Consider the following 24,713-nt stretch of genomic DNA (forward strand, 5'->3'; position numbering starts at 1 on the left):
CTCACGCGATCCTCTCCTCGGACGGACGCGCCCGGGGCGGGTCCGTCGGTTCAATGCCCTGCGCACGATCGATCAACTGCCAGAACCGGCGGGCCACGTCGTCCCGCCCGGGCCGCTGCGAGGAGTCCCCGCCGGTGGCCGCCCAGTCGTAGCCGACCAGGTACAGCCGGCTGAGCAGATCGGCCCGGTCCTCGGCGGCCTCGACCAGCACCCGCATCAGCCGCTCGCCCCGGGCCGCCGGCGCCGTCAGGGCCGTGGACAGCCACCGCCCGACCACCGGCTCCCACCGCCCGCTCGGGGCCACCGCCAGCACCGCCCGCCAACCGCGGACGACGGACCGGTCCGGCGCCCACGACAACGGGTCCATCAGGCCGAGGAAGATCCCGACGTCCGCCGAGTCCACCCGCCGCGTCTCCATCGCGTCCCACAGCCGGGCCATCAGCTTCGCGTGGAGCCGCCGGTCCCGCCGGACCAGGACGAACAGCGCCTCCCGCGCGTCCGGGGGCCCGCCCTCGGCGGCCCCCCGGGCGAGGTGGTGCAGCCGGACGAGCGCCTGGTCGGGGTGGGTGGGCGCCATCACGTCGAGGCAGATCCGCGCCAGCACCCGGACGAGGTTCGGGTCCAGCCGCGCCGTGGTCGCCCAGTCGTAGACCCGTGCTCGGAAGGCCGGGCCGAACCGCTCGTCCGCGAGCCCGCAGGCGAGCACCTCGATGGCCTCCGGCAGCAGCCTCGTCTCCGCCGCCCAGAACTCGGCGAGCTCGAACAGCGGCCGCGTCCTGCCCACCCGCAGCGACTGCTCCGCGAAACGGGCCACCAGGAGCCGCCGGTCCTGGGGGCCGAGGCGCCCCGACCTGACCGTCTCCCCCACCCACTGCCCGAACGCCGGCCGCAGGTCCGGGTAGTACGTCCAGAAGTGGGCCCGGACCGCCGCGTCGTAGGCCAGCGCGTCGAACTGGATCCGCCCGTCCCGGTCGACCGCCACCCGCAGGTCGTCCAGGCGCTCGGTGAGGTCGGTCCGGTCGAGCCTGGGCTTGTCCTCCGGCGGGTGCTTCAGCTTCGCCAGCAGCCGTTCGGCCTGGTGGAACACCACGTCGGCCGGCGCCCCGTTCAGCATCGCCGCCACCAGCAGCAGCGCCCGCTGCCGGCCCTCCGCGAGGCCGGCGACCTGGTCGGCCACCTCCCTGCTCCGGTCCCGGAGCGCCTGCGCCGCCCTCCGCGCCCAGAGCGCGAGGTCGCCGCCCGTCGAGCGGGCCTGCTCCATGAGCTCGGCGAGCCGCTGCACGTCCCGCATGGCGGAGCGTTCCAGCAACTCGCCGAGCGCGGACTCCCGCAACTCCGCCGCCGGGACGTCCATGCCGGCCCGCGCCAGGTGCCGTGCCAGCACGCGATCACCGCGCGGGCGCTCGATCGGCACCACCAGGGGCCGGAGGTCCGACCGGAGCAGCCGGTCGTACCCGTCGGGGAGCACCACCGCCATCCGCGCACCGGAGCGCTCGACCTTGTCCCAGTAGGCCGAGAGCCACTGCTGCTCACCCGCGAACTCCTGCTCGGACGCCCCCGAGAGGTCGAGCAGGATCCGGTCCCCCTCGGCCGGCTCGGGTTCCTCGGTGCGCTGGTCCGCCAACGACAGATCGCGGAACCGGTCGGCGTCGGCGCCCTGCCGGTGCAGCAGCACCACGGCCGTCGTCCGGCGCCCGCTCCCGGGCGACCCGGCCAGCAGCACCGTCGTACCGGGCTTCTCCAGCCGCTCGGCCGCGTCGCCGTAGCCCCGCGGCGGGACGAACCGGCTGCTCAGCCAGCGGCGGTGCTCCAGCGCCACCCGCAGTGGATCGATACCGGTGCGGACCAGGCGGTCCTCACCGGCCAGCAGGTAGTAGAAGTGCTGGTCCCCGGTTCCCGTGTGCGTCGGCCCGTGCGCATCCCCGATGCGGGTCTCGGTCACCGGTGCCGGCCCTCATTCCCGTCGCGGCCGTCGCGCCCCTCGCGCTCCCGGCGGTCGCCGAACTCCTGCCTCACGCCGCCGCGTTCGAGGTAGTTCGCGCCCTCACCGGTGAACTGCACACCCCCGTTGCGGATCTCGTTGCGCTGCTCCCCGCTCCCCGTGTGCAGCGGCCCGTTCGCCGTGTTGATGAAGGTGCCCACGTCGCCGCCCACGTTGCCGATGCCGCCGTTCTGCCGGTGCGTGTAGTCCCTGGCCTGGACGACGCTGCCGTCCACCCGGCCCACCCGGTTGCGGCTCTCCGGCTGCTCCGCCTCGCTCTTCGCGAGCTGCCGTTGTGCCTCGGCGAGTTGGGGCAGCGCCTCGGCCAGGTCGTCGCCGATCCGGGCGAGGTCGGCATCGGCGCTGCGGGTGTCCAGCCGCCGGTACTGGCAGTCGGCCAACTCCCCCAGTTCGGCGGGGAGGTCGCGCCGGTTGAGCCGGGTGGCCCGGCCGATCAGCACCGGCACCACCAGCGCACCGCTCTCGAAGGCCTCGACGATCTCCCGCCGGGTCCAGTCCTCGGGGTCGTCGAGTGCGCGCCGGCCGTCCGCGGTGCGGGCGTCGGCCCAGCGGTCGCCGATGACGGCGATGAGCACGCTGCTGCGCCGCACGGCGGTCAGCAGTTCCTGCGGGAAGCGTCGGCCGACCTTGATCGATTTGCTGGCGCGGAACACCCGCTCGCTGCCGAACCGTCGGGACAGCTCGCGCTCGATCAGGGTGGCACCGGTGTCCTCGTCGGTGGTGCGGTAGTTCACGAAGATGTCGGGCATGACGGATCACCTCTCCAGGGAGTTGCGGGGCAGGGCGGGGGGACGCCGGGGAAAGGCCGGACAGGAAGCGGGGACGGGACCGGGGACGGGACCGGGCGGGCCGGGGCCTACGGGTGGAGCGCCGCGGCGAGCGCGGGCTGGAGGTCGAGCACCGCCCGGTTGGCCCGGAACCGGGCCAGCTCGCGGGCGAGCCGCTGCACGTCGGTGCTGATCGTCGCCGACCGCAACGCCGGTACGAGCGGCAGCAGTTCGGAGGCCAGCGCACAGGCGTGCTCGATCTCCCCGGTGGCCGCGTGCGCGAGGGCGCGCCGCAGGCCGTACCGGGCGCGGCTGCGGACGGCGTGCGCGGGGATCCGCGGGTACTCGCGGTCGAGGACCTCGGCGGCCTGCGCGGGGCGGCCGAGGTCGTGCAGACACCAGCCGGTGACCATCGCGGCGGGGTCGGCGAGGGTGCTCGTCCCGAGCACGGGCGGGCCGGCACCGTCCTCCGCGGCGGCCCGGGCCAGCAGCTCGCGGGCCCGGTCGAGGGCGCGCAGGCTCGCCGCGTGGTCGCCGGCCAGCGCGTGGCCCTGGGCCTCGCGCTGGGCGGCGAGGCCGCGGATCCGGGGCGGCAGCCGGCCCTCCTGGGCCCGGGCGACCAGTTCGACGGTCTGGGCGGCGTCCCCCGCGTAGAGGGTGACCAGGGCCCGCCGGACGAGTGCGTAGGAGGCGAGGTCGCGGTCACCGCCGGCCTCGGCGAGTTCGACGGCGCGGGCGGTCCACCAGAGGGCGGCCGGGTCGTCGCCGGCCTCCTGGGCCATCCAGCCCGCGTACTCGGCGTAGCGGGCGGCGAGGGCGAGCAGCGTCGGGCGGCTGGACGCCCCGGCCTGGACGGCGAGTTCGCGCAGGGTGTGGGTCTGCACGGTGAGCAGTGGCAGCAGCACCCCGGGGTCGGTGGTCTGGCCGAGCGTCCGCATCTGGTCGAACTGCAGGCGGAAGATGTCCACCGGCGCGGTCTCGGCGGCCGCCTGCCGCGGCACCACGGCGGCGGCGACTCCCGCCCCCAGCAGGGAGGTCGCGCCGACGGCGAGCAGTTGGCGCCGCCCGAGGCCCCCGGGCCAGCGGACGCCGTCGCGGCCGACCCGGAGCAGCCATGCCTCGTCGTCGACCGTGGCGCCGTCCACCCCCGTTCCAGGCTCGGGGGCCGCGGACGGCACCAGTCTTTCCAGCTCGCCACCGGCGCCGAGCCGGGCGTCGCAGCGGCGGGCCAGGTCGGGGGGCGGCGTCTTGTGGCCGCGTTCGATCTTGCTGAGGTGGCCCTTGCTGTAGTTGAGCAACTCGGCCAGCCGGGTGAGCGTCAGTCCGGCGGCGATCCGCCGTCTGCGCAGTTCCGGCCCGAACTCGCCGGCCGCGTCCGGCGATTTGGGCGTGCGCATGCCAACCCCCTCTCTGGAACCGTCTGCCCGTGCTCCTGCGTCGTGGGCCCGAGACGGAATCTCCCCCCGTCTCGGCATGAATATTGGCATGCGGACGAGGGGGGTGAACGGGGAATGGCGCTGTTTCCCGTTTCCTCTTTCACCGGTGGCGATGTGGCGGCTACTCGACCTGAGGACAAAGGGAGTTAGCGACAAGTCCACTGATATGACAGGACGACTGCCCGCCTCCCGAGCGCCGCCCACCGGGCCCCCGGAGCCGGCGGAAGTCACCGGAAGCGGCGGGGCGACTTTCACCGCGACGGCGATTGTCCGCCCGCTCCGATCACCCTGTTCGAGGGCGATCCGTTCCGCGGAAACGGAAAGGAACCCACCGGCACGCCGGAGCCGCCGCGAATCCCCGAGAAGGGAGCCCCGACCCGCGAGCGGGCGACTTCCGGGACGACCGGGCGGCCGCCGCCGCCGGCACCGACCGGGCCAGGCCACGCCACGCCACGCCACGCCACAGCGCACCACGCACCGCGCGAGACCGCGGCCCACGACACCGCACCGCACGACACCGCAGCGCACCACCGAATTCGGATTCCCCGCACCCCAGCGGGCGCCGAACAGCTACGCTTCCGCCAACTGCCCTGCCCTACAAGGGAGGTGAAGGTGGGCGCAGGAATCTCGGAGTTGGTCCTGCAAGCCGGTCCCCTGCTGTCCTCCGCCCTGAGCACCTTCGGTCACCGAGTGCTCTCCCAGGCCGAGGAAACGGGCGACCAGGCGGCGGACACCGGCCGGCGGCTCCTCCGGGCGGTCTGGCGACACCTCGGGCCCGCCGCCCGCACCACGCTGGAGGAGCTGCTGGCGGACATCGACGTCGAGGAGGACGACCCCGACGCCCTGGCCGCGCTCCGCTCCCAGGTCCGCCGCGCCCTCCGCGACAACGTCGATCTCTACCGCGAGTGGTCCGCCCTGCTCCCGGAGCCCAGCGGCACGGTGACCATCACCGCCCAGGGCGACCGGTCGATCGCCGCCCACACCATCCAGAACAGCGTCTCCGGCGGGACGTTCCACGGCGTCGTCATCCAGAGCGGCCATCTCACCGGCCTCGCGTTCGGGGACAGCGCGGCCCTGCCGCGCCCCCCGGAGACCACCGGGCGGCCCTCGGCACGGGGGACGGACGGCGATCTGTCGCTGCGGAACAACGAGGCGATCGCGGCCCAGGAGACCGGGGACCTGGAGCAGGCCACCGCGCTCCTGGAGCAGAACGTCGCCGAGTCCGAGCGGCTCCTCGGACCGGACCACCCCGACACCCTGGCCGCCCGCAACAACCTCGCCAGCGCCTACCAGGAGGCCGGGGCACTGCAGTTCGCCGTGCCGCTCTTCGAGTCCACGCTCGCCGCCTTCGAGCGGGTGTCGGGCCGCCACCACCCCGACACCCTCACCACCCGCAACAACCTGGCCAGCGCCTACCGCGCCGCCGGCGACCTCCACCGCGCCGTCCCCCTGCTGGAGGAGACCCTCGCCGACCGCGACCGCGTCCTGGGACCGGACCACCCCTCCACCCTCACCAGCCGCAACAACCTGGCCAGCGCCTACCGCGCCGCCGGCGACCTCCACCGCGCCGTCCCCCTGCTGGAAGCGAACCTCGCCGCGTCCCAACGGATCCTCGGACCGGACCACCCCGATTCCCTGGCCGCCCGCGCCAACCTGGCCGGCGCCTACCGGGCCGCCGGCGACCTCGACCGCGCCGTCCCGCTCTACGAGGCCACGTTGACCAGCCAGGAGCAGGTTCTGGGGCCGACGCAGCCGACCGTCCTCGCCACCCGACGGGACCTCGCGATCGCCTACCGCGACGCGGGCCGGTTCGAACCGGCCCTCGCGCTGCTGTCGACCACCCTCGGCCAGTACGAACGGCTCTTCGGCCCGACGCATCTGCTCACGCTGGCCTGCCGGAGCGACCTCGCCGCCACCTACCACGCGGCCGGGCGCCTCACCGAGGCCCTCGCGTCGCACCGGACCGTCCTGGAGCAGAGCACCCGCGTCCTGGGGCCGGAGCACCCCACCACCGTCGCGAGCCGGCGGGCCGTCGCCGCCATCGAACGCGAGCGGGCCGCGGGAGACCGCGGGTGACCGGCGACTCCAACCGCACCAGGATCATCATCATCGAGCTCAGCGAGAACGACACCACCGATCTCACCGCCCTGCTGCGCGAACTGACGGTGCAGCGACCGACGGCGGTGGTCTTCGAAGGAGGATTCAATATGGGCGACACCTACCACGTCGACGGCCAGGCCGGTGCGGTCGGCCCGAACGCCAAGGCCAGCAAGATGAGTTTCACCCAGCTCCGCTCGGCCGACGGAGGCGCCGTCGACCTGCCCACCCTCGCCGGCCAACTCGAAACCCTGCGCACGGCGTTGAAGGAGGAGGCGACCACTCCCGAGCACGACGGCGCCGTCGGCGCCGTCGCCCAGGCCGAGATGGCCGCCCAGCAGGGCGACGAAGCCGGGGCGCTCGCCCATCTGAAGGCCGCCGGCGGCTGGGCCCTCACCATCGCGCGCAGGATCGGTGTCGAGGTGGCCGCCCTCGCCATCGCGCATGCCATCGCGGGGAGCTGACCGGTCGTCGACCGGTGCGCCGACGGCACGCCGATCCCCGCGCCGGGCCCGGCCCGGCGCGGGCCCACGGCCCGTGAGGAACAGGGCCGTTGACCCGGACCGCCGCCGGGTGACGGGGCGCGGCGGTCCGGCCGACCAGTAAGGGTCGAACACAAACCAACCAGCCGGGACAAGGCCCGCCAACGCAACCAATCCACCCCTACGGGCGTGTTGACGCCGATCACTCCTCCCCCGTCCAGCAGACTGGGCGGCGATCCGAGTCTCCACGATCCGAGGAGGGCTTGCCCATGAACGTCACCGTCCGGCTCGCACAGCAGCCCGAGGCCGACGACCTGCTCGGGCGCAGCGCGCTCGCCGCGCTCGTCGGGATGCTGCTGGACCAGCAGGTGCCCATGGAATGGGCGTTCACCGGCCCGCTCACCATCGCGCAGCGCCTGGGCCGGGACGACCTCGACGCGCACGAGATCGCCGTCCACAATCCCGAGGCGTTCGTCGCCCTGCTCTCCGAGAAGCCGGCCGTGCACCGCTACCCGGCGGCGATGGCCAAGCGGGTGCAGCAGCTGTGCCAGTTCCTGGTGGCGCAGTACGACGGCGACGCGGCGGCGCTCTGGCGCGATGTCGCGACCGGCCGGGAGCTGCTCAGCCGCCTCAACGCCCTGCCCGGCTTCGGGAAGCAGAAGTCGCAGATCTTCCTGGCGCTGCTCGGCAAGCAGTACGGCGTACGGCCCGAGGGCTGGCGCGAGGCCGCGGGCCTGTACGGCGAGGAGGGGGCGTACCGGTCGGTCGCGGACATCACCGGCCCGGAATCGCTGGACAAGGTGCGCGTCCACAAGCAGGAGGTGAAGGCGGCCGCCAAGGAGGCCAGGACTGCGAAGGTCTGACGCCCGGTCGTCCTGGGCCGGACCCGGCCCAGGACGACCGACCGCCGCCCCCGTACCCGCGGCCCCGAAAACGTGTTGCCCGCCCACCACTGCCCGGGCGAGGCTCGACGGATGACCGACACCGACCGCACCGCACCTGCACCCGCCACCGCGTCCGCGTCCGCCGTACGCTCGCTCTTCTCCGCCGACGGCCGCCTCCCCACGATCCCCCGCAAGGCGGCCCGCCGCGAACAGCTGCTCGCCCACCTCGCCGGCACCCTCTTCGAAGCGGACCGCTCCTACAGCGAGCGCGAGGTCAACGAGACGCTGCGGGCGGTGCACGACGACTACCCGGCCCTGCGCCGCTTCCTGGTCGAGGGCGGCCATCTCGCCCGTCCGCAGGACGGCAGCAGCTACCGCCGCGCGGCCTGAGGCGCCACCCCCCGGCCGGCCTGTCGGCACCGCACGGCAGGAAGAGGGCTGTTGCCGTCCGCCCCGGGAACGCCCGGAGCCCCGGCCGCGTGTCGCGACCGGGGCCCCACCGCACACCGTCAGACCAGGACCGGCTTCTGCTGCTCCGCGACCACGTCGGCCACGTCGGCCACGTCGGCGACGACCGCCGCCTTCCGCCTCGGCAGCGCGAACATCAGCAGGAACACCGCCACCAGCACCGCGACCACCCACCACATCGCGTGGACGAACGCCCCGCCGAAGGCCGTCCCGACCGCCTCGGGGGCGACCACGTCGTCCATCGCCCCGAAGAACACCACCGACACCAGCCCGAGCCCCAGTGCCGTCCCCAGCTGGTTCACCGTGTTGATCAGGCCCGACGCCGAACCGGCGTGCTCACGCGGCACCTCCGCCAGCACGGCGTCCGTGATCGGCGCGACGATCAGACCCATGCCGGCGCCCATCACCACGAGCGGCAGCGCCATCTGCCAGGGCGCGATCGCCGTGCCGTACCGGTCGGCCTCCGCGATGTAGGTCAGCGCGCCCACCGCCATCACCAGCGCGCCCGCCTGGAGCACCTTGCGGCCGAACCGGGGCACCAGCTGCTGCACCGAGAGCCCGGCCGCCACCGAGACGGCGATCGAGAACGGGATGCCCGTCGTCCCGGCCTTGAGCGGGCTCCAGCCCAGCCCGATCTGCATGTAGAGCGTCCAGACCAGGAAGAAGATCCCGGTGACCACGCCGAAGGTCAGCTGCACACCGATGCCGGCCGCGAAGCTCTTCACCCGGAACAGCGCCAGCTCGACCAGCGGCGAGCCGTCCCGCCGCGTCTTGACCTTCTCGTAGGCGACGAACAGCGCGAACACCGGCAGGCTGCCGATCATCGACAGGTGGCCCCAGAGCGGCCAGCCGGCCTCCCGGCCGTGGGTGAGCGGGTAGAGCAGCATCAGCAGGCCGACACTGGCCAGCAGCACACCGACGAGGTCCAGCTTGAGCGCCTTGTCGGCCCGGGACTCTCCGATGAACGCCCGGCCGAGCAGCAGCCCGGCGATGCCCACCGGCAGGTTGATCAGGAAGATCGGCCGCCAGGCCAGCCCGAAGAGGTCCCACTCCGTGAGCAGCGCGCCGATCAGCGGGCCGGAGACGGCGCCCAGGCCGACCACCGCGCCGAACAGGCCGAACACCTTGCCGCGCTCCTCCGCCGGGAAGGTCGCGTGGATGATCGACAGCACCTGTGGCACCATCAGCGCCGCCGTCGCGCCCTGCAGGATCCGCGTCGCGACCAGCATCTCGGCACCGGTCGCCAGCCCGCAGAGCGCCGAGGCGATCGTGAAACCGCCGATCCCGATCAGGAACAGTCGCTTCCGGCCGTAGATGTCGCCCAGCCGGCCACCGGTGATCAGCCCGATCGCGAAGGCCAGGGCGTACCCGCCGGTCACCCACTGGATGGCGCTGAACGAGGCGCCGGTGTCCTCCTGGATGCTGGGGATCGCGATGTTCACGATGGTGACGTCCACCAGGTCCATGAACGAGGCGGTCATCACGATCGCCAGCGCGATCCACCGCCGACGGTCGGACACCGCCCCGGCACCCACCCCCGGTCCGGCTCCGGAATCCGTTGTCATCTTCTTCTCCCCTACGCCCTCGCTCTTCGGCACGTCGTCGACGATAGAGGCCATGTAGGTCAGCTCCTGTCCGCCATGTCCGGCATCCTGGTGACCATGACCGACACCCCGGCACGGCTGCTGACCCTGCTGTCCCTGCTGCAGACCCCGCGCGAGTGGCCGGGCAGCGAGCTGGCCGAGCGCCTGCGGGTCAGCCCCCGGACCATCCGCCGTGACATCGACCGGCTGCGCGAGCTCGGCTATCCCGTCCAGGCGACGATGGGCGCGGTCGGCGGCTACCGGCTGGTCGCGGGGACGGCCATGCCGCCGCTGCTGCTGGACGACGAGGAGGCGGTCGCCATCGCGGTCGGGCTGCGGGCCGCCGCCGGACACGCCGTGGTCGGCATCGAGGAGGCCTCGGTCCGGGCCCTCGGCAAGCTGCTCCAGGTACTGCCGGGCCGGTTGCGCCACCGGGTCGGCGCGCTGAACGCGGCCACCGTGCCGCTGCTGAGCGGCGACGGGCCGACCGTCGACCCGGAGGACCTCACCGTGCTCGCCAACGCCGTGACCAACCGGGAGCGGCTGCGCTTCGGCTACCGGGCCGGCGACGGCGCCGAGTCCAACCGCCGCGTGGAGCCCAACCGACTGGTCTCGGCAGGCCGGCGCTGGTACCTGGTGGGCTTCGACCTCGACCGGGACGACTGGCGGCTCTTCCGGGTGGACCGGATCGGCGAACCGTTCGCCACCGGCGCCCGGATCACCCCGCGCGAGCTCCCCGCCGAGGACGCGGCCGCGTACGTGGCGAGCAAGCTCCACCGTCTCGCGCCGACGTACACCCTGGTCGCCACCCTGCACATGCCCGCCGCCGACATCCCGTACTGGCTGCGCCGCGACTCCGAGATCGAGCCGATCGACGGGGGCGGCTGCCGCCTCCGCTCCCGCGCGGAGTCGCTGGAGTGGCTGGCCATGCGCCTGGTGATGCTCGGCTGCGAGTTCGAGGTGCACGAGCCACCGCAGATGCACGCCCATCTGCGCGAACTGGCGGCCCGCGCCGGCCGGGCGGCGGGCCTCGGCGGTTGAGGTTCCCTCCGGCCTAGGCCTCCACCCGGTACCAGACGTCGCCGGCCCGGAACCGCAGCACGCCGTCCCGGCCGTGCGCCCGCTCCCGGTCGAGTCCACCGGGCAGGTGGAGCCGCCCGCGCCCGGTCTCCTGCCAGCCCTGGCCGGCTCGCTCGCACCGGACGATCTCCCCCTCGGCGGTCAGGAAGACACCCCGCCCACCGGTGATCGCGAAACCGACCGGCTCCCGCACCGGGCACCGCACGCTCGACGACGGTCCGCCGGCCGGGTCGATCCTGGTCAGGTGGCTGCCCGAGCTGTCGGGGTACCAGGCCAGCCAGGCGGCCCGCCCCTCGGTGGCGGCGGCCAGGCCCTCCAGCGGAAAGTCGGGGAGTTCACCGCGTCCCGGGCGCCAGACCACGCGGCCGGCACTGTCCACCGCGGTCAGGCCGGAGTGCGCCAACGGATGGTCGCCGTAGATCCCCTCGTCCCCGAAGGCCAGCCAGATCCGGCCGTCCCGGTCGGTGACCAGCGCCCCGACGTCGTCGCCCAGCGACAGCTCCCGGGCCGGCCGGCCGTCCGCGCCGAACACCACGGCATTGGGCTCCCACGCCCCCGGTTCGCCGTCGGACCGGCAGCCCGCCACCAGCACCCGGCCGCCGGGCAGCAGGGCCAGGTGGTCCGGCCCGACGGCGACCGGGGCGAGCGGCAGCCGCCGCTCGCCCCGCGCGGTCACCGTCACCAGCTCACCCTCGAACGGCGTCCTGATCCGCGGCCACGCGCCGGCCGCCGCCAGATCCGTCCCGTCCGCCAGCAGTACGGCCAACTCGCCGCCCGGACCGGCCGTCCAGGCCACGGCCCGGCGGCCCGCCCGGGCGTCCTCCCCGGGCAGCCGCCACTCCTCGACGGGCCGAACGGCCGGTGACGACATCGCGGACGACTCCTGGCGCCGGATCAGACGCCGAACTCGGCGGTCAGCACCGCGCGGCCCAGCGTGTGGAAGGTGAGGTGGAACCCGATCTGGGCCGCCGGCGTCTCGGCGGTGACGTCCAGCGCGTCCACGTCCAGCGCGTGCACGGCGAAGGCGTAGCGGTGTGCCGGGCCGGGCGGCGGGGCGGCGCCGTCGTACTTGGTGCCGGGGAAGTCGTTGCGGCCGTGGAACGAGGCCGCGCCGGGCAGGTCGGCGTCGGACGAACCGGCGCCGCGGGCCAGGCCGGTGAGGTCACCGGGCAGGTTGAGGGCGAGCCAGTGCCACCAGCCCGAGCCGGTCGGGGCGTCCGGGTCGTAGCAGGTGACGGCGATGGACCGGGTGCCCTCCGGCAGGCCGGACCAGGCCAGCTGCGGCGACAGGTTGCCGCCGGCGTGGATGAACTCCTCGGCCAGCTCGCCGCCTTCGGCGATGTCCTCACTGGTCAGCTCGAAGGAGGGCACCTGCGGCAGGAACTCGTAGGGCAGCGGCGGACGAACGCTCATGAAACGATCACCTCTCGACGAGCCGGGACAGCCCGGACCAGGCTGAATGACGCGATTCACTGTAGTGGGGTGCCGCCCCGCGCGGACCCGATCTACAGTCGGGGCATGACCCCGAAGTTCACCTGCCTGCTGGCCGACTCCCGCCGCGCACTGCTCACCATGCTCGGCCTGCTCGCCGTCATCTGGGCGGTGCAGGTCGTCAACTGGACGGACGACTACGGGCTCTCCCGCGACTTCGGGCTGATGCCGCGTCGGCTCGACGAGCTGCCGGACATGTTCACCATGCCCCTGCTGCACTTCGGCTGGGGACACATCGAGGCCAACTCCTGGCCGCTGTTCGTGTTCGGGTTCCTGTCCGCCTACCGGGGCCTGCGGAAGTTCCTCTGGGCGACCCTGCTGATCGTGCTGGCCAGCGGCCTCACGGTCTGGCTGTGCGAGCGCCCCGGGGTGGTCACGGCCGGTGCCAGCGGTCTGGTCTACGGCTACTTCGGCTACCTGGTGCTGCGCGGGGTGCTCGACCGCAACCTGCTGGACGCGGTGATCGGCGTCGTCGTCGCGGCCGTGTACTCCTACCTCCTGATCGGGGTCCTGCCGGTGACCCAGGGCGTCAGCTGGCTGGGCCACCTCGGCGGTCTGCTCGGCGGGCTCGCCGCCGCCTGGCTGCTCCGCGACCGCGGTCCGAAGGCCGCCGCCACCACCGCCGGGGCCGCCGCCGGCCCGCGGTCCGCCCTGCACAAGGAGCTGGACGAGCTCGGCCTCTGACCGCCGACCGCGCGCCGAGGGGCCGGCGGCAGACCCGGACGACGTCCGCCACGACGTCCGCCCGTTACGGCCAGGTATAGACCAATCCCGGACCTGCGGCTAGCGTGACGGGGACACCTTCCCCCTGCTCCGGAGCCGCACCGTGGAGTCGTCCGTCCTCGCCTTCGCCACCGACCTGCTGGACGAGGGCACCGACACCTTCTTCGGCAACCTCACCGACCGGGCCGGGGTCGGCGGCGTCACCCTCGCCTCGGTCTACCACGAGGCCCGGGACGTCTTCCCGCACAACCCGCGCCGGGTGATCCGCTACCTGGAGCCCGGCGCCGCCTACTTCCGCCCCGACCCGGCCCGCTGGACCGGACGGCGGCTGCGGCCCACCCCCTCCACCGCGATCGGCGACCGCGACCCCTTCGCCGAGGCCGCCGCCGAGGCCCGGCGCCGCGGGCTGAAGCTGCACGCCTGGACGGTGTTCTGCCACAACGACCGACTCGGCTTCGAGCACCCGGACTGCGCGCCCGCCAACGCCTTCGGCGACCGCCACCTCACCGAGCTCTGCCCGGCCGCCCCGGAGGTCCGCGAGTACGCGGTGACCCTGGTCGGCGAGCTGGCCCGGTACGGCGTGGACGCGATCCGGGCCGAATCGCTGCACTTCCACGGACTGCGCCACGGCTACCACCACGAGCGCTACTTCGAGGAGCTGGGCCCGGTCGCCGAGGCGCTGCTGGGGATCTGCTTCTGCGGCCACTGCCGCGCCGCCGCCGTCCGCGCGGGCGTCCCGGCCGACGAGGTGGCGACCGCCGTCCGCGCCGAGCTGCGCCGCCGGCTGGCCGACGACGCGGCCGCCGCCGAACCCGCCGCCCTCGACGAGCTGGCCGACGGCGCCGTCGCGGCCTACGTCGACGCCGCCGCCGCGACCGTGACCTCGCTCGCCGCCGAGGTGACCGAGGAGGCGCGGCGGCACGGCATGCGGCTCAGCTTCATGGACGGCGGCGGCCCCGGCCGGGGCTGGCTCTCCGGCATCGACCTGCCCGCGCTCGCCAAGGCCGCCGACCAGATCGAGACGCTCGGCTACGCGCACACGCCGGAGGCCGTCCGGGAGAAGATCGCGGCCTTCGCCCTGCACGGGGTCCGCCCGCGGGACATGGCGGTGATCCTGCGCCCGATGGCCTCGGACTGCGACGGCCCGGCCAACCTCGCCGCCAAGATCGCCGTGCTCCGCGAGCTGGGCGTGCCGGAGGTCGAGTTCTACCACTACGGCCTGATGCGGCTCTCCTCGTTGGACCGGATCGGCGCCGCGCTGGCCGGGTAGGTCCCGGGCGGGCTCCCTCAGCGCCGCCGCCGGCTCGTCCCGAACAGGCTGCGCGAGATCTCCCGCCCGAGCTGTGACCCGGCCGAGCGGGCGAAGGACTTCAGCGTCGGGTTGTTCATCAGCATCCCGAGCACCCCGGCGTCGTCCTTCCCGGCGCGCGCCCCGTCCGGGCCCCGCGCCTGCCCGCCTCCCGGCGCCGGTTCCGGCGCGGCCGTCGGCACCGGGGCCGGCTCCGGCCGGGCCGCCCGGGCGGCGAGCTTCTCGTAGGCCGACTCCCGGTCGATCGCGTCCCGGTAGCGGGCCGCCAGCGCCGACCCGTCCACCGCCGCCGCCAGCGCGGCCGGCTCGACCGGGCCCATCAGCGACCGCGGGGCCCGCAGCCTGGTCGCCGCCACCGGCGTCGGCGCGCCCTGCTCCGAGAGCACCGTCACCACCGCCTCGCCGGTGCCCAGCGAGGTCAGCACCTCCGTCAGGTCGTAGGAGGAGCGCGGAAAGGTGGAGACGGTCGCCTTGAGCGCCTTGGCGTCGTCCGGGGTGAAGGCCCGCAGCGCGTGCTGCACCCGGTTGCCCAGCTGGCCGAGCACATCGGCCGGGACGTCCTTCGGCGTCTGGGTGACGAAGAAGATCCCGACGCCCTTGGAGCGGATCAGCCGGACGGTCTGGGTGATCGCCTCCAGGAAGGCCTTGGAGGCGCCCTTGAAGAGCAGGTGCGCCTCGTCGAAGAAGAACACCAGCTTGGGCCGGTCGAGGTCCCCCACCTCGGGCAGCTCCTGGTAGAGGTCGGCCAGCAGCCACATCAGGAAGGTGGAGAAGAGCCGCGGCCGGTCCTGCACCGCGGGCAGTTCCAGCACCGAGACGAGGCCCCGCCCGTCCGGCGCCGTCCGCAGCAGCTCCGCGGAGTCGAACTCCGGCTCCCCGAAGAACGCCCCGGCGCCCTCGTTCTCCAGCATGGTGAGCGAGCGCAGGATCACTCCCGCGGTGGCCGCCGAGACCCCGCCGATCCCCTTCAGCTCCTCCTTGCCCTCCGGCGAGGTGAGGAAGGTGATCACCGCGGTGAGGTCCTTGAGGTCGTACAGCTCCAGGCCGTTGCGGTCGGCGTAGTGGAAGACCAGGCCGAGCGAGGCCTCCTGGGTCTCGTTCAGGTCGAGCACCTTGGCCAGCAGCAGCGGGCCGAAGCTGGTGACGGTGGCTCGGATCGGGATGCCCGTGCCCAGGCCGCCCAGCGTGTAGAACTCGGTCGGGCAGCCCCGCGCGGACCAGTCCTGGCCGACCTCGGCGGCCCGGGCGGCGGTCCGCTCGCTCGGCACGCCGGGCACGGAGATCCCGGAGACATCACCCTTGACGTCGGCCAGGAACACCGGCACGCCCTGGGCGGAGAGCTGTTCGGCGATCAGCTGGAGCGTCTTGGTCTTGCCGGTGCCGGTGGCACCCGCGACCAGCCCGTGCCGGTTGAGCACCGCGAGCGGGACGCGCACCTGGGCACCGCGGTGGGCGGTGCCGTCCAGCACCACCGCGCCGAGGTCGAGGGCGGGCCCGGTGAAGGCGTACCCCTCGGCGATCTCCCGCACCGCGGGCGGGAGCGGCTCGGTACCGGGGGGCGACGGCTCGTCGGTGGTCATCGGGCACTCTCCAGGGGCAGAGCTGAGGAACGACGTTCGCGACATTTCCCATGAAACAGCCGCAATCGTCCGCCCGCAGCTCGCGCCGGTGCGCGTGGCGGGGTCGCGGCTGCTGCGCCATCCGCCGCCCAAACGGTAGGCTTTCCGTGTGATCTTCAAGCGCATCGGCAATGGGCGGCCGTACCCGGATCACGGCCGGACCAGCACCCGCCAGTGGGCGGACGTCGCCCCGCGTCCGGTGCGGCTGGACCAGCTGGTGACCACCAAGGGCCAACTCGATCTGGAGACCCTCCTCGCGGAGGACTCGACCTTCTACGGCGATCTCTTCGCCCACGTCGTGAAGTGGCACGGCGACCTCTACCTGGAGGACGGGCTGCACCGCGCCGTACGCGCCGCGCTCCAGCAGCGCCAGGTGCTGCACGCCCGCGTCCTCGAAATGGAGTGACGGGCCCGTCCCGCCCCCCACCACCCGCGTGGACACCGCCTTCCGGCCACCTCCGGAGGGCGGTCCGCGCATTCGCCGGTACCCCCGTTCGGGTGCCGCCGTACTCCAGATGATGATCGTTTAGTACCTTCGCAGCCGTACGGCACTAATCTGCTGACTACGGCCGCAGTCCGTGGCGAACGCCGCCCACCCAGGCCGAATCCGTCACCCGATCCCCGCCCTGGCACGAGGGGGAGACAAACCGTGAGCATGTTGACTCCCCAAGGCCTGAAGGGGAAGCAGTACCGCGTCACCGGCAACGCCTATCCACGGCTCGGCCGGCCGCCGAAGAAGAGCCGCAAGGTCATGGCTCTGATCGGCTCGCTGCTCGCGCTGGCGCTGATCGCGCTCGGCGGCGTCCAGCTCTACGACATCTTCACCGGCAAGGGCAAGAACGCCTCCGCCCAGGCCTGCGCGACGCCCTCCGGCAAACCGCTGGCCGCACCCACCCCCACCCCGGACACCCCCGCCGGCGATCCGCACGCCATCCCGCAGCCGGCCGGCTTCAAGCTGAACGTCTTCAACGCCACCACCAAGTCCGGCCTGGCCGGACGGACCGCCGACGAGTTCACCAAGCGCGGCTTCACCGTGGACAAGAAGGGCAACGCCCCGGCCGAGCTGGACAAGAAGGTCCCCGGCACCGCCGTGGTGATCGCCGGCCCGGCCGGCGCCGGCGCCGCCACGCTGATCAGCTCGCAGATCGCCGGGGCGACCGTCACCACGGACGCCCGGACCGACAACACCGTGGACGTCGTGGTCGGCGACAGCTACAACACCCTGTTGGACGAGACCCAGGCCGCCGCCGCACTGGCCCTGGCCGTCAAGCCCTCCCCGACACCGAGCAGCACCGGCAGCTGCTGAGCCGGCCCCCGCACCGCACGAGAGCCCCCCGGCACCGCGCCGGGGGGCTCTCTTCGTACGCTCGGACGTCCCGCGCCCGGGGCTTCGCGCTCCCGCGGACTCAGCCCGCGGTGCCGTAGAGACGGTCGCCCGCGTCGCCGAGACCGGGGACGATGTAGCCGTTCTCGTTCAGGCGCTCGTCGACGGCGGCGGTCACGACGGTGACCGGCAGCCCGGCCAGCGCCTCCTCCATCACCGCGACGCCCTCGGGCGCGGCCAGCAGCACCACGGCGGTGACATCGGTGGCGCCCCGCTCGATCAGCATCCTGATCGCGGCGACCAGCGTGCCGCCGGTGGCCAGCATCGGGTCGAGCACGTAGACCTGGCGGCCGGAGAGGTCGTCCGGCATCCGGGTGGCGTAGGTGGAGGCCTCCAGGGTCTCCTCGTTGCGCACCATGCCGAGGAAACCCACCTCGGCGGTGGGCAGCAGCCGGGTCATCCCGTCGAGCATGCCCAGGCCGGCCCGCAGGATCGGAACGACCAGCGGGCGGGGGTAGCTCAGCCGGGTACCGGTGGTGACCGCCACGGGCGTGGTGATCTCCACCTCCTCGGTGCGGACGTCCCGCGTCGCCTCGTACGCGAGAAGGGTCACCAGCTCGTCGGTCAGGCGACGGAAGGTCGGCGAGTCGGTGCGCTCGTCGCGCAGGGTGGAGAGCTTGTGGGCGACCAGGGGGTGGTCGACGACGTGGATCCGCATATGTCGAGGTTAGCCCGGCCCCGGGCGCCCGTACGCCACCCCGTGGCCGGCCCGGCCGACTCCGCGCCCCCGCGCGGGGCCGTCCGGGGTCACGCAGACATGACACGCCGTGACGCACCGCGAATGTCCGGGCAGAACGTCCTCCTGTGGTATCAATCCGGCCGATCTGGGAAAGTCAGGTCCTATGACGAGCAACCCGAGGACCGGGGACGGCTCGGCGGGCGGGCCCACGGGCCCGTCGGGCGGGCACTCGGGCCTGCCCCCGGACCAACCGGAGACCGAGGCGGAGCGCCGCAAGCGGCGGACGGTGTTCCTCCGCGAACTCGCCGAGGCACGCGAACTGCGGGAGCGGGTCCAGCCCCGGCGCACCAAGGAAAGACGGATGCGCGAAGCGATGCGGATGCGAACCTTCCGGATCTGACGGGCCCACGGCGCTCCTCCGACCGGCCGGCGGCGCGCACCCGGCGCCACCGGCGCCCGTTCACCGGCCCCCGGCCAACCCTTCCGACACGACCTGCGAAGACGCGCTGCCGAACACCCCCCGCAAAGCCGGGCTTTCTGTCACGATTCCGATGGGACGGTCCGAACAGCGGGCCGCCTCTGGCGCGGGGGCGGCCAGATTTCGCGTTGCCCGGAGCGCCGAGCCGAGACCGATGATCTTGGGAGTGTCCCTGGTGGCGTACTTCGCTGCAGTGCTTGCTCGCACCGAGGACGGGTGGGATGTGAGCGAGACGGAACTCGACGACGTCGAAACCCTGGCCGATCTGGCCGATCTGGCCCGCGAGGCCGCCCAGGACGACGACAGCGTCCTGGTCTTCATCGAACAGGAGGACGTCTGGTTCGCCATCGTCCGGGTGGACGGCGAGGAGGACCCGCGGATCTTCGTGTCGGACGGCGCCGCCGCCGCCCGCAGCAGCTACGGCTCGGTCCTCACCGACGAGCTGGTCGACCAGGCCGGCGAGAGCGAGTTCGGCGACCTCGACAACCTGGTCGCCGAGCTGGAGGACGAGGCGGCGGCGGAGCAGGAGGACGAGGAGGAGGACGCGCACGGCGGCGTCCCGGTCGGCCCGCTCGGCGACGCCCACCTGCTCACCGAGTTCGGCCTCCCGTCCGAGGAACTGCTCGCCCTCAGCGGTGAGGGCGCGGTCCCGGGCGACGCCCTGGAGGAGATCGCCGAGGCCCTCGGCTGCGGCGAGATCCTGGAGGCCGTCCGGTAGCGGGCCGGTGCCCGTCGCCGGATGCCGGACACTGGATGCCATGCAGTCCGCGCCCGTCCGCCAGATAGCCCCGCTCCCCGCCCCCGTCCGCCCCGACCCGGTCCGCGACCGCTGGGCGGCGCCGATGCGCCTCGCCATCGCCGAGGCCGCCCTGGCGCCGGCCACCGGGGACGTCCCGGTCGGGGCGCTCGTCCTGGACCCGGACGGCGAGGTGATCGGACGCGGCCACAACGCGCGCGAGGCGGTCGGCGACCCGACCGCGCACGCCGAGGTGGTCGCCGTCCGCGAAGCCGCCGCCGCCCGCGGGGAGTGGCGGCTCAGCGGCTGCACCCTGGTGGTCACCCTGGAGCCCTGCACCATGTGCGCGGGCGCCCTCGTGCTCTCCCGGATCGACCGGGTGGTCTACGGCGCCCTCGACGAGAAGGCCGGCGCCGCCGGCTCGCTCTTCGACGTGATGCGCGACCGCCGGCTCAACCACCGCCCCGAGGTGATCCCGGGCGTCCTCGCCGACGAGTGCGGCGAGCAGCTCCGCGCCTTCTTCGGCACCCACCGCTGAACCGGGCCGCCGGGCGCCGTCCCGATACGGATTTCGTGACCGCGCCACCCGTCCGGTAGAGTTCCCCTCGGTAGCGTGTCCGAGCGGCCAAAGGAGCACGCCTCGAAAGCGTGTGTGGGGGCAACTTCACCGTGGGTTCGAATCCCACCGCTACCGCCAGCGACACGAGGGCCCCGACCGGGAACGGTCGGGGCCCTCGTCGTTCCCGCACACCCCCGGACGCGGAAAGCTCCGCCCTCGGGGTCCGGACGCGGAAAAGCTCCGCACTCGGGGCTGATGACCACCAACGCCCGGCGAGTACGGAGCCTGGAGGGGGAGCGGCTCGGGGGACCAACCGCTCCCCCGGCGGAGTCCCACAACCGGCGCCGCGTCGGGGGGAAGTCGCGGCGGCCGGTCCCACAGCGGGGAGCTCCGGATCCACGTGCCGGGGATTCCTGCCAGATCCTCGGCACATCACCCATCCTGCTCGACGGCCCGCGCCGGGGCACCCGGAGAAAGGCCCCACTCGCGGGGACCTTCGTCCCGCCGGGTGAACGCGTCGCACACTTGATGGGCCGTCCGGTGGATAAGCTGCCCCGTGCAGAGGACCGCTCGGGGACCGAATGGCGGCGGCCCACAGCAGGGAGGAAGTCACCGGATGGCGCAGGCGAAGAAGATCGGCATGGTCCTCCTGCTCATCTTCGTGCTCTACACGATCATCACCTCGCCCGCCCGCGCGGCCGAGCTCGTCCAACTGGGGTTCGAGGGCATCTCGAACGCCGCCAAGGCCGTCGGCACCTTCATGACCGGCCTGGTGAAGTGACCCCGGGGGCGGTCGTTCGCCCCCGGCGGCACCGACTACGGTGAGCGGGACCCTCAACCCCCGTCCGCGAGGAGCGGCATCGTGATCCGGCATCTGGTCCTGTTCAAGCTCAACGAAGGCGTCAGCAAGGACGACGAGCGCGCGCTCGCCGGCGCCACGGCCTTCGAGGCGCTCGGTCCGGTCATCCCCGAGCTGCGCGAGTGGGAGTGCGGCTGGAACACCACCGAGCGCGACATCGCCCACGACTACGCGATCAACAGCCTGGTCGAGGACCGTACGGCGCTACAGGCCTACCTCACCCACCCGGCCCACCAGGCCGCGGCCGGCCAGTGGCGCGAGTTCGCCACCTGGGTGATCGCCGACATCGAGGTCTGATCCCGGGACATCCCCCGGACAGCCCCAGGCGCCCCGCCCGAGACCCGGGCGGGGCGCCTCTCGTTGCCCCGAAACGCCCCCCGGCCGGGTCGCCGGGAGGCCCCGCGGAGCACCGGCACAGCACCAACACACCTCCCCTCGGTGCTTGCCCGACCTGCGCCCACCTTGTGATGCTATGACCGGTTTTGCCGGACATGGCGAGGTGGTGAATCGAGACGCGACACCCGGTCCGCGAGTCCACCGTTGTCGACTTTGGGAGGGGTGACGTGTCCGTGCGGACACCAGGGAGTGCGCCGGATACCGGCACCGGTCCGGCCGCCGGGCAGACCATCGCGGAGGCCGTCGTGCCGACCGCCGTCCAGACCCCGGCACAGGCCCCGGCGCAGGCCGCCCCGCCGGACGCCGAACGCCCGGCGCCCCCGCCCGGGGACGAGGTGCTGGCCACCGTGATCGGCCCGGCCGGCGAACTCCGGCCGGACGGTCTGCGCGGCCCCGGCGGCCGCCCGGTGGTGGACGTCCGGACGCTGACCCGGGTGCTGTTCGAGCGGCTCGCCGAGCTGCCCCCGGACGCCCCCGAGCGGGAACGGGTCCGGGCCGCGCTGATCGAGGTCAACATCCCGCTGGTCCGGTACGCGGCCACCCGCTTCCGCAGCCGCAGCGAGCCGATGGAGGACGTCGTCCAGGTCGGCACGATCGGCCTGATCAACGCGATCGACCGGTTCGACCCGAACCGCGGGGTGCAGTTCCCGACCTACGCGCTGCCGACCATCCTCGGCGAGATCAAACGCTACTTCCGCGACAACGTCCGCACCATGCACGTCCCGCGCCGGCTGCAGGAGCTCTGGGTACAGGTCAGCGGTGCCATGGAGGAGCTGACGGTGGCGCACGGCCGGGCCCCCAAGGTGCCCGAGATCGCCGCCAGCCTGCGCATCCCGGAGGAGGACGTCCGGGCCTGCCTGGACGCCGGCCGGGCGTACAACGCGGCCTCCCTGGAGGCCGCCCAGGAGCACGAGGGCGGGCTCGCCCTGCTGGACCGGCTCGGCTACGAGGACTCGGCACTGGCCGAGGTCGAGCACCGGGACATGGTCCGCCACCTGCTCGTCCAGCTGCCGGAGCGGGAGCGACGGATCGTGATGCTGCGGTTCTTCGCCAATCTGACACAGTCACAGATCAGCACCGAGCTGGGGATGTCGCAGATGCACGTGTCGCGGCTGCTCTCGCGCATCCTGACCAGGCTTCGGACCGGCAATTCCTGGGAAGACTGACCGTCACAATCCCGGACAGAACCGCGTGAACCGACCGACCCGGCCGGGATTGCTCCGCGTTACCGCCGCGTGACGTCTTGCGACCTTCGGGTTTGCCGGGGACTGTGTTCCGGTATGCAGGGGGAGGGCGTCCTCGGGAACCACCGCGCGACGGAATCCGTTCAACTGTCAGTCACAAGGGGGTGGGTGCATGTCCGGAGACCTGGGCACTGCGGAGATCCACGCTGGTCAGGCCCATGGCACCGCGGTCGCCGTCGACCGGATCCCGCTCCAGCGGGGCCCGGACGCGCCGTCCGTCGCCGAGACCGGCCCCGCGGCGGCCGCGCCGCAGGCGCCACCGGGCCCCGGGCTGGACACCCGGACGCTGTCCCGCTCGCTCTTCCTGCGGCTCGCCGCGCTGGAGGCCGGCAGCGAGGAGCACACCTACGTCCGCGACACCCTGATCGAGCTCAACCTGCCGCTGGTCCGGTACGCCTCCGCGCGGTTCCGCAGCCGCAACGAGCCGATGGAGGACATCGTCCAGGTCGGCACGATCGGCCTGATCAAGGCGATCGACCGGTTCGACCCGGAGCGCGGGGTGGAGTTCCCCACCTTCGCGATGCCGACCGTGGTCGGCGAGATCAAGCGCTTCTTCCGGGACACCAGCTGGTCGGTCCGGGTGCCCCGGCGGCTCCAGGAGCTGCGGCTGGCGCTCACCAAGGCCGGCGACGACCTCGCCCAGAAGCTGGACCGCTCCCCCACCGTCGCCGAGCTGGCCGCCTGCCTCGGCGTCAGCGAGGAGGACGTGGTCGAGGGCCTCGCGGTCGGCAACGCCTACACCGCCAGCTCCCTGGACTCCAGCCCCGGCGAGGAGGACGGCGACGGCCCGCTGGCCGAGCGGCTCGGCTACGAGGACCTCGCGCTGGAGGGCGTGGAGTACCGCGAGTCGCTGAAGCCGCTGCTGGCCAAGCTGCCGCCGCGCGAGCGCCGGATCATCATGCTGCGGTTCTTCGGCAACCTCACCCAGTCGCAGATCGGCGAGGAGATCGGCATCTCCCAGATGCACGTCTCCCGGCTGCTGACCAAGACCCTCACGCAGCTGCGTGAGGGCCTGATCAGCGAGGGCTGAGCGGGAGCCCGGGGCCGGGCCGGTCGGGGCGGGTCAGGGCGCGAGCAGGTTGGCCCGCAGGCCCGCCAGCACGGCGTCGTCCAGACCCAGGCCGTCCTGCCAGAACGCCTCGAAGTCGGTCCAGCCGGCCGCGACCTCCTCGAAGGCCGCCTCCAGGTACCGGCGCTCCGCCCGGAACACCGGGAGCAGCAGCTCCGGCTCACGCATCAGACCGCGGGTGCCGAAGCTGTCCACGATGTTCTCGACGATCTCGGCGGAGCGCTCGTTGGTGAGCAGGTAGTCGGCGAAGACCGTCTCGCGGTCCACCCCGAGGGCGGTGAGCAGGAGGGCCGCCGTCCAGCCGGTGCGGTCCTTGCCGGCCGAGCAGTGGAACAGCAGCGGCGCCCCCTCCGGGGCGGCCAGCAGGCGCAGGACGGTGGCGAACCGTTCGCGGGCCACCCGGTCGGTCACGAACCAGCGGTAGAGGCCGGTCATCATGGCGGCGGCCCGGCCGTCGCCGAGCAGGGCGTGCTGCTTCTCCGGGCTGCGGTCGGCCAGGGCGTCGCGCAGCGCGACGTAGATGTCGAAATCCGCCGCGAAGACCGGCAGGTGGTGCAGGGTCACGCCGTCCGGGTCGGTGCGCTCGACGGTGATCGGCGCGGCGGACAGCTCGGCGGCCGCGATCGCGGCGACCGGCAGGCCGCGGACCCGGTCCGGGCCCGCCTCCCGGACCTCGTCGAGGCTGCGCAGGTCGACGACCTGGCGCAGGCCGAGGGCCGCGAGCAGATCGAGGTCCCGGTCGGTGAGCCGGTTGAGGCCGTCGCTGCGCAGCGCGACGCCGTGCCGCAGCACCCGCCCGTCGGCGGTCCGGTAGCCGCCGAGGTCACGGGCGTTGACGGCGCCGCCCAGACCGAGGCTCCGGGCCTGCTGGGCGACCTCCCCGGCGCCCCCCGGCGCCCCTTCCCGGGTGTCCGCCAGGTGACCGCCCGTCGACGTCCGCGCGGCTTTCCCGGGGGCCTCGATTGCGGCGGTCTCGGTCTGCTGCTCGGTCACGCGGCGGCCTCCATTGGATATTCGGACTGTGCCATGGCACAACCCGACGCGATATTGCATGAACCTGCCCGACGGAACAGGGGGATGTGCAAGAGTGTCATGCGCGAGCCGCCAGTGTAGGGCGCGGCAGGACTGCCACAGCCGTACGGTCGGTGACCAGCAGTAACGCTCAGGCGCGGTTTTTAATTCTCAATTCATTATTTGCGTAACAGGTGCTCTTCCGGTCACAATCAGCGCCTTCGTGGCATCGCCATGAACGTTGGTAACAGATTCGCTGCACTCCTGCCCATTTGGTCCCAATCGGTGCGGAGTCTCCACCAGGATGGGCGCCGGGCAGCCTGCTGCCCGCGAACAGCGACCGGGCAGGCCACGCCG

25 protein-coding genes and 1 tRNA gene are annotated in these 24,713 nt (G+C 73.4%); 17 read left to right on the forward strand and 9 right to left on the reverse strand.

Annotated features, from left to right (window positions below):
* Nucleotide 1 precedes the first annotated feature (1 nt).
* From ACFXHB_RS05890 to ACFXHB_RS05900, 3 genes are all read right to left on the reverse strand, one after another.
* Nucleotides 2–1,942, reverse strand: a complete 1,941-nt coding sequence (locus tag ACFXHB_RS05890; RefSeq protein WP_380572429.1) for a hypothetical protein — start codon at nt 1,940–1,942, stop codon at nt 2–4.
* Nucleotides 1,939–2,751 (reverse strand): TIR domain-containing protein, encoded by an 813-nt coding sequence (locus tag ACFXHB_RS05895; protein ID WP_380572430.1) that lies wholly within the window; start codon nt 2,749–2,751, stop codon nt 1,939–1,941. Before ACFXHB_RS05895 ends, ACFXHB_RS05890 begins: the two co-directional genes overlap by 4 nt.
* Before the next feature lie 107 nt (nt 2,752–2,858).
* Nucleotides 2,859–4,166: a multiprotein-bridging factor 1 family protein gene (locus ACFXHB_RS05900; RefSeq protein WP_380572431.1), complete on the reverse strand. Its 1,308-nt coding sequence runs from the start codon at nt 4,164–4,166 to the stop codon at nt 2,859–2,861.
* A 651-nt stretch (nt 4,167–4,817) separates the two neighbouring features.
* On the opposite strand from ACFXHB_RS05900, the gene ACFXHB_RS05905 reads away from it, so the two are divergent.
* From ACFXHB_RS05905 to ACFXHB_RS05920, 4 genes are all read left to right on the forward strand, one after another.
* A complete protein-coding gene (locus ACFXHB_RS05905) occupies nt 4,818–6,281 on the forward strand; it encodes a tetratricopeptide repeat protein (protein WP_380572433.1) in 1,464 nt (487 codons plus the stop codon).
* Nucleotides 6,278–6,766 (forward strand): hypothetical protein, encoded by a 489-nt coding sequence (locus ACFXHB_RS05910; protein ID WP_380572435.1) that lies wholly within the window; start codon nt 6,278–6,280, stop codon nt 6,764–6,766. The genes ACFXHB_RS05905 and ACFXHB_RS05910 overlap by 4 nt, the downstream gene beginning before the upstream one ends.
* A gap of 287 nt (nt 6,767–7,053) precedes the next feature.
* Entirely contained in the window at nt 7,054–7,647 is a 594-nt protein-coding gene (locus ACFXHB_RS05915; RefSeq protein WP_380572436.1) for an HhH-GPD-type base excision DNA repair protein, read from the forward strand.
* Between the two features lie 111 nt (nt 7,648–7,758).
* Nucleotides 7,759–8,058, forward strand: coding sequence for a DUF2087 domain-containing protein (locus ACFXHB_RS05920; protein WP_380572437.1), 300 nt, complete (start codon nt 7,759–7,761; stop codon nt 8,056–8,058).
* Nucleotides 8,059–8,177: 119 nt separating this feature from the next.
* Here the strand turns inward: ACFXHB_RS05920 and ACFXHB_RS05925 are convergent, their stop codons facing one another.
* A complete protein-coding gene (locus ACFXHB_RS05925; RefSeq protein WP_380572663.1) occupies nt 8,178–9,701 on the reverse strand; it encodes an MFS transporter in 1,524 nt (507 codons plus the stop codon).
* A gap of 96 nt (nt 9,702–9,797) precedes the next feature.
* Between ACFXHB_RS05925 and ACFXHB_RS05930 the strand changes: the two genes are divergently transcribed.
* The gene (locus ACFXHB_RS05930; protein ID WP_380572439.1) at nt 9,798–10,760 is read left to right on the forward strand and encodes a helix-turn-helix transcriptional regulator; all 963 of its coding nucleotides are present in this window, start codon (nt 9,798–9,800) and stop codon (nt 10,758–10,760) included.
* Between the two features lie 13 nt (nt 10,761–10,773).
* Here ACFXHB_RS05930 and ACFXHB_RS05935 read toward each other — a convergent pair whose 3' ends face one another.
* On the reverse strand, nt 10,774–11,670 hold the full coding sequence (locus ACFXHB_RS05935; RefSeq protein ID WP_380572441.1) for a hypothetical protein: 897 nt from the start codon (nt 11,668–11,670) through the stop codon (nt 10,774–10,776).
* A gap of 23 nt (nt 11,671–11,693) precedes the next feature.
* Nucleotides 11,694–12,212 carry a YbhB/YbcL family Raf kinase inhibitor-like protein gene (locus ACFXHB_RS05940; protein WP_380572442.1) on the reverse strand — a complete coding sequence of 173 codons (519 nt, stop codon included), beginning with the start codon at nt 12,210–12,212 and terminating at the stop codon, nt 11,694–11,696.
* Nucleotides 12,213–12,317: 105 nt separating this feature from the next.
* On the opposite strand from ACFXHB_RS05940, the gene ACFXHB_RS05945 reads away from it, so the two are divergent.
* A complete protein-coding gene (locus ACFXHB_RS05945; RefSeq protein ID WP_380572444.1) occupies nt 12,318–12,974 on the forward strand; it encodes a rhomboid family intramembrane serine protease in 657 nt (218 codons plus the stop codon).
* Between the two features lie 142 nt (nt 12,975–13,116).
* Complete coding sequence (locus ACFXHB_RS05950) at nt 13,117–14,283, forward strand: hypothetical protein (RefSeq protein WP_380572446.1); 1,167 nt, start codon at nt 13,117–13,119, stop codon at nt 14,281–14,283.
* A 17-nt stretch (nt 14,284–14,300) separates the two neighbouring features.
* Here ACFXHB_RS05950 and ACFXHB_RS05955 read toward each other — a convergent pair whose 3' ends face one another.
* Nucleotides 14,301–15,902: a helicase HerA-like domain-containing protein gene (locus tag ACFXHB_RS05955; RefSeq protein ID WP_380572448.1), complete on the reverse strand. Its 1,602-nt coding sequence runs from the start codon at nt 15,900–15,902 to the stop codon at nt 14,301–14,303.
* A gap of 148 nt (nt 15,903–16,050) precedes the next feature.
* Between ACFXHB_RS05955 and ACFXHB_RS05960 the strand changes: the two genes are divergently transcribed.
* A complete protein-coding gene (locus ACFXHB_RS05960; protein ID WP_030061387.1) occupies nt 16,051–16,347 on the forward strand; it encodes a type II toxin-antitoxin system VapB family antitoxin in 297 nt (98 codons plus the stop codon).
* 249 nt (nt 16,348–16,596) lie between these two features.
* The gene (locus tag ACFXHB_RS05965; protein WP_380572665.1) at nt 16,597–17,247 is read left to right on the forward strand and encodes a LytR C-terminal domain-containing protein; all 651 of its coding nucleotides are present in this window, start codon (nt 16,597–16,599) and stop codon (nt 17,245–17,247) included.
* Between the two features lie 100 nt (nt 17,248–17,347).
* Here the strand turns inward: ACFXHB_RS05965 and upp are convergent, their stop codons facing one another.
* The gene (upp, locus tag ACFXHB_RS05970; protein WP_380572450.1) at nt 17,348–17,983 is read right to left on the reverse strand and encodes a uracil phosphoribosyltransferase; all 636 of its coding nucleotides are present in this window, start codon (nt 17,981–17,983) and stop codon (nt 17,348–17,350) included.
* A 184-nt stretch (nt 17,984–18,167) separates the two neighbouring features.
* On the opposite strand from upp, the gene ACFXHB_RS05975 reads away from it, so the two are divergent.
* The 8 genes from ACFXHB_RS05975 (at nt 18,168) to ACFXHB_RS06010 (ending at nt 23,306) form a co-directional block, all read left to right on the forward strand.
* Complete coding sequence (locus ACFXHB_RS05975) at nt 18,168–18,404, forward strand: hypothetical protein (protein WP_380572452.1); 237 nt, start codon at nt 18,168–18,170, stop codon at nt 18,402–18,404.
* A 232-nt stretch (nt 18,405–18,636) separates the two neighbouring features.
* Nucleotides 18,637–19,200, forward strand: a complete 564-nt coding sequence (locus ACFXHB_RS05980) for a tRNA adenosine deaminase-associated protein (protein WP_380572454.1) — start codon at nt 18,637–18,639, stop codon at nt 19,198–19,200.
* Between the two features lie 40 nt (nt 19,201–19,240).
* Nucleotides 19,241–19,756, forward strand: a complete 516-nt coding sequence (tadA, locus tag ACFXHB_RS05985) for a tRNA adenosine(34) deaminase TadA (protein WP_380572455.1) — start codon at nt 19,241–19,243, stop codon at nt 19,754–19,756.
* A gap of 69 nt (nt 19,757–19,825) precedes the next feature.
* Nucleotides 19,826–19,915: transfer RNA gene (locus ACFXHB_RS05990), tRNA-Ser, on the forward strand.
* A gap of 478 nt (nt 19,916–20,393) precedes the next feature.
* Nucleotides 20,394–20,558, forward strand: a complete 165-nt coding sequence (locus tag ACFXHB_RS05995; RefSeq protein WP_199926184.1) for a hypothetical protein — start codon at nt 20,394–20,396, stop codon at nt 20,556–20,558.
* Between the two features lie 81 nt (nt 20,559–20,639).
* On the forward strand, nt 20,640–20,933 hold the full coding sequence (locus ACFXHB_RS06000; protein ID WP_380572457.1) for a Dabb family protein: 294 nt from the start codon (nt 20,640–20,642) through the stop codon (nt 20,931–20,933).
* A gap of 266 nt (nt 20,934–21,199) precedes the next feature.
* Complete coding sequence (locus ACFXHB_RS06005) at nt 21,200–22,198, forward strand: RNA polymerase sigma factor SigF (RefSeq protein WP_380572459.1); 999 nt, start codon at nt 21,200–21,202, stop codon at nt 22,196–22,198.
* A 190-nt stretch (nt 22,199–22,388) separates the two neighbouring features.
* Nucleotides 22,389–23,306, forward strand: coding sequence for an RNA polymerase sigma factor SigF (locus ACFXHB_RS06010; RefSeq protein WP_380572460.1), 918 nt, complete (start codon nt 22,389–22,391; stop codon nt 23,304–23,306).
* A 33-nt stretch (nt 23,307–23,339) separates the two neighbouring features.
* On the opposite strand, the gene ACFXHB_RS06015 is transcribed toward ACFXHB_RS06010, so the two are convergent.
* Entirely contained in the window at nt 23,340–24,338 is a 999-nt protein-coding gene (locus tag ACFXHB_RS06015) for a tyrosine-protein phosphatase (protein ID WP_380572461.1), read from the reverse strand.
* Between the last annotated feature and the right edge of the window lie 375 nt (nt 24,339–24,713).

Source organism: Kitasatospora sp. NPDC059327 (assembly GCF_042752535.1).
Taxonomy (GTDB): domain Bacteria; phylum Actinomycetota; class Actinomycetes; order Streptomycetales; family Streptomycetaceae; genus Kitasatospora.

Coding starts and splice junctions, on each gene's coding strand:
- ACFXHB_RS05895 (WP_380572430.1), bottom strand. CDS start 2,751: ATGCCCGACATCTTCGTGAACTACCGCACCACCGACGAGGACACCGGT.
- ACFXHB_RS05930 (WP_380572439.1), top strand. CDS start 9,798: ATGACCGACACCCCGGCACGGCTGCTGACCCTGCTGTCCCTGCTGCAG.
- tadA (WP_380572455.1), top strand. CDS start 19,241: ATGCAGTCCGCGCCCGTCCGCCAGATAGCCCCGCTCCCCGCCCCCGTC.
- ACFXHB_RS05935 (WP_380572441.1), bottom strand. CDS start 11,670: ATGTCGTCACCGGCCGTTCGGCCCGTCGAGGAGTGGCGGCTGCCCGGG.
- ACFXHB_RS05955 (WP_380572448.1), bottom strand. CDS start 15,902: ATGACCACCGACGAGCCGTCGCCCCCCGGTACCGAGCCGCTCCCGCCC.
- ACFXHB_RS05900 (WP_380572431.1), bottom strand. CDS start 4,166: ATGCGCACGCCCAAATCGCCGGACGCGGCCGGCGAGTTCGGGCCGGAA.
- ACFXHB_RS05995 (WP_199926184.1), top strand. CDS start 20,394: ATGGCGCAGGCGAAGAAGATCGGCATGGTCCTCCTGCTCATCTTCGTG.
- ACFXHB_RS05925 (WP_380572663.1), bottom strand. CDS start 9,701: ATGACAACGGATTCCGGAGCCGGACCGGGGGTGGGTGCCGGGGCGGTG.
- ACFXHB_RS05975 (WP_380572452.1), top strand. CDS start 18,168: ATGACGAGCAACCCGAGGACCGGGGACGGCTCGGCGGGCGGGCCCACG.
- ACFXHB_RS05915 (WP_380572436.1), top strand. CDS start 7,054: ATGAACGTCACCGTCCGGCTCGCACAGCAGCCCGAGGCCGACGACCTG.
- ACFXHB_RS06010 (WP_380572460.1), top strand. CDS start 22,389: ATGTCCGGAGACCTGGGCACTGCGGAGATCCACGCTGGTCAGGCCCAT.
- ACFXHB_RS05940 (WP_380572442.1), bottom strand. CDS start 12,212: ATGAGCGTTCGTCCGCCGCTGCCCTACGAGTTCCTGCCGCAGGTGCCC.
- ACFXHB_RS05965 (WP_380572665.1), top strand. CDS start 16,597: ATGTTGACTCCCCAAGGCCTGAAGGGGAAGCAGTACCGCGTCACCGGC.
- ACFXHB_RS05920 (WP_380572437.1), top strand. CDS start 7,759: ATGACCGACACCGACCGCACCGCACCTGCACCCGCCACCGCGTCCGCG.
- ACFXHB_RS05945 (WP_380572444.1), top strand. CDS start 12,318: ATGACCCCGAAGTTCACCTGCCTGCTGGCCGACTCCCGCCGCGCACTG.
- upp (WP_380572450.1), bottom strand. CDS start 17,983: ATGCGGATCCACGTCGTCGACCACCCCCTGGTCGCCCACAAGCTCTCC.
- ACFXHB_RS05980 (WP_380572454.1), top strand. CDS start 18,637: ATGATCTTGGGAGTGTCCCTGGTGGCGTACTTCGCTGCAGTGCTTGCT.